General features: G+C 76.1%; 2 protein-coding genes. Both read right to left on the bottom strand.

All coding sequences use genetic code 11. The annotated features are described in order from the left end of the window. Positions 1 to 1,518, bottom strand: a 1,518-nt coding sequence (gene lnt, locus BH719_RS00610; protein ID WP_009399839.1) for an apolipoprotein N-acyltransferase, incomplete at its 3' end; no start/stop codon positions are given. Beyond that, positions 1,515 to 3,457 (bottom strand): helicase-related protein (locus tag BH719_RS00605; protein ID WP_009399838.1); only part of this gene is annotated, 1,943 nt, incomplete at its 5' end. The genes BH719_RS00605 and lnt, both read right to left, overlap by 4 nt.

Here is a 3,457-nt window from a genome sequence, read left to right as displayed (position 1 = left end):
GACGGCGCGGGCGGGCAGCGCGCCCATGCGCGCCGCGGGCGTGAGGGAGGTGCGCAGCGGCACCGTCTCGACCATGCTCGCCGCGCTCATCACCGGCGTGGCCGCCTGCACGGAGCCGTCGGGCCGGATGACCGCCGACACGCCCGTCGTGGACGCCTGGACCGCGCTGCGCGAGTACTCCATGGCGCGCATGCGCAGCAGCTGCGCCTGCTGGGCGGACTCGGCGGAGGACTCGAAGAGGTAGTTGTTCGACGGCGTGATGATGACCTGCCCGCCCAGTGCCACGCCCTCGCCGATCACGGACTCGTAGGCGCCCTCGAAGCAGATGCCCACCGCGATCGGCACCTCGCGGCCGTCGGCGAGGCGCGCCGTCATCAGCCCAGGCTCCCCTCCCGCCGCCATGTCGTGGTTCTGCCGGGCCGCCTCGGTCGCCAGGCTCGCGATCAGCGGCCTGAACGGGATGAACTCCCCGAAGGGCACGGGCACCTGCTTGGCGTAGCGCGACTGGGCGTCCAGGCCCGAGCCCGGGTACCACAGCGCCAGCCAGTTCCACACGTGGTCGTCGTCGGCCAGGACGGAGTAGCCCATCAGCACCGGGGCGCCGGCCTCGTCGGACACGTCCTCCAGGTCGCGCGCCACGACGGCCGAGCCGGCCGGGTCGCGGTCGGCCGACCCCTCCCCCCACACGACCAGGTCCACCGCTCCCCCGCCCGCCGACTCGAGCATGCGGCGCGTCTGGGAGGCGTGGTTGCCCGTCACCTCGCCCTCGTGGGAGTAGGCCCGCGAGCCGGGCAGGGAGATGTTCCCCTGGACGACGCCCACCGTCAGGGCCCCCGCCTCCTGGGCGCTGGGCAAGTCGATGGCCAGGGGCGCCACGCACACCGCGGCGGCGCCCGCCAGCATGGCGGGGCGCCACCACCACCGCTCCCGCCCCGCCCCCGCCAACGAGAAGGCGCGGCGCACCAGGACCGCCACCGCCATGACGGCGAAGGACACCAGGGCGACCCCTCCGTAGGGCGCGAGGCGCCCCAGCGGCGAGTCCACCTGCGGCAGCGCCACGGTCCCCCAGGGGAACCCCGACCACGGGAAGGCCGAGCGCGCCTGCTCCACGCCCGTCCACGCCAGTGCGCAGCCGAGGGCCTGGCCGACGGGCGAGCGCGCCCACGACCACACCCGCATGAGGCTGACCGACAGGGACCACAGCCACAGGAACAGGACCTGGGAGACGACGAGGGCCGCCCACGCCAGGGGCGTGCGCGTGGAGACCACGACCCACGGGATCAACGGGGCCCAGAAGGCCACCCCGAACGCCGTGGTGTTGAGCAGGGCGCGGCCCGCACGGGCGCGGTCCACGCAGGCCACCAGGAGAGCCAGCGCCGGCACTGCCGCCCACCACCAGCCCACCGGCGGGAACGCCAGGTACAGGGCGGATCCGGCTGCCGCGCTGACCGCCATCCCCCCCAGCGCCCTGGGCGCTGTGGCCCTCGCCCCGCGCCACTGCGCCTCTTCTTCCCTCATCGTTCCTCCACTCCCGACCAGGCGACCACTCCCCGCGCCAGGAGCGAACGGGCGCGCCTCGCGCTGGCGCCCACCTGCCCTGCGGGGTCCACCGACTCGATCTGCCCGAGGGCGTCGATGACCTGGCGCGTCCACCTCACGAAGTCCCCGCCCGCTATCCCCGAGTCGGCCAGGGCGGTCGCCAGGGTGGAGCCGTGGGCCCAGGCGGAGCACGCCGCCATGAGCGCGGGGTCTGGGGGCGGGGAGGCGTCCACACCGGCCGCGGCCTCGGCGCGCGCGACCCTGGCGGCGACCCGCGAGGTCTCCTCCCACGCCCGGCGCGGAGCGGGTCCCAGGCCCGCGGGCAGGGCAGAGGCCCCGTCCCCGCGCGACTCGTACACGCACGCTGAGACGATGGCGGCCAGCCCCGGCGCGTCGAGGCCCTCCCACGCGCCCGAGGCGAGCGCCTCGGCGATCACGAGGTCGCGCTCGCCGTAGACGCGGCGCAGCTGCTGGCCGCGGGCGGTGACGCGGCCGCCGTCGAGGAAGCCCAGGGACTCCAGGACGCGGCGCACGCGGTCGAACTGCTTGACCACGGAGTGGGTCCGCGACTCGACGGCCCGGGCCAGCGAGGCGGCTTCCCGGTCGGCCCTCGCCCACGCGGCCCCCGCGCGGGCGTGCTCCTCCCTGTGGGGGCAGCGGTGCACGGGGTGGGCGCGCATCCGCGCCCGCAGCTCGTCGGCGTCGTCGCCGTCCCCGCGCGCGCCGTCGAAGGGGGCGAGCGCCCCCGAGCGCACGAGTCGCACGAGGTCCGCCGCGAGGCGCACCAGGCCCTTGCGACCGCGCGGTCCGCCCGCGCCCGGCAGGGCCATCCGTCCGACCGCGCGGACGCCGCCCGCGAAGTCGTGGGCAGTGAGGGTGCGCCACTTCGCGTCCATTGTCACGGCGCGCAGCGCGGTCCTGCCATCGGCTGCGCGCGCCGACGCGGCGACGACGACGTGGCGCACGCGCCTGCCCGCCCGGAAGGCGAGGACGTCCCCCGGGCGGGCGGAGTCGATGACGGCGCGGGCTCCGGCCCCCGCTGCCGCCCTGCGCCGGCGCGCCCCTTCCTTCTCCGCCCGGGAGATCCGGTCGCGCAGCGCGCAGTACTCGGCCGCGTCGCCGTACTGGCACGCCAGGTCCCCGCGCAGTGCCCCGGCCCGCGCCCTGGCGTCGCGCAGGCGCGAGGCCAGGGACACCACCGCGCGGTCGGCCTGGAACTGGGCGAAGGAGGACTCGAGCAGTTCCCGCGCCTGTTCGACCGTGGAGTGCTCGAGCAGGTTGACGACCATGTTGTACGTGGGCCGGAAGGCCGACACGAGCGGGTATGTGCGCTTCGAGGCGAGGGCGGCGACCTCCTCGGGGGCGGTGCCGCCCCGGTGCGAAACGACGGCGTGGCCCTCCGTGTCGATGCCGCGCCTGCCCGCGCGCCCCGACAGCTGCGTGTACTCCCCCGCGCTGAGCGGGGCCCGGGAGGAGCCGTTCCACTTCTGGAGGGACTCGATGACGACGGTGCGGGCCGGCATGTTGATCCCCAGGGCCAGGGTCTCGGTCGCGTAGACCATCGAGATCAGGCCCTGGGAGAACAGGTGCTCGACCGCCTCCTTCATCAGGGGCAGCATGCCCGCGTGGTGGGCGGCGACGCCGCGCACGAGCGCCTCCCGCCACGCGTCGACTCCGAGGACCTGGTAGTCCTCCGGGGCGATCGCCCGGACCACCCCGTCCACGTACTCGCCGATCCGGCGGGCCGTTGCCCGCGACGTCAGCGCGATGCCCGACGCCACGACCTGGCGGACGGCGTCCTCGCAGCCCGCCCTGGAGAAGACGAAGGTGATCGCGGGCAGCAGGCCCGCCCTATCCAGGGCCACCAGGGTCGAGGGGCGCGACTCGCGCCGCCTCCCGCCCCGGGCCCCTCCCCCGG

Origin of the sequence: Pauljensenia hongkongensis, from assembly GCF_001746855.1 — a bacterium.
Classification (GTDB): Bacteria; Actinomycetota; Actinomycetes; order Actinomycetales; family Actinomycetaceae; genus Pauljensenia; species Pauljensenia hongkongensis.
This window is presented reverse-complemented; position numbering and strand designations above follow the sequence as displayed.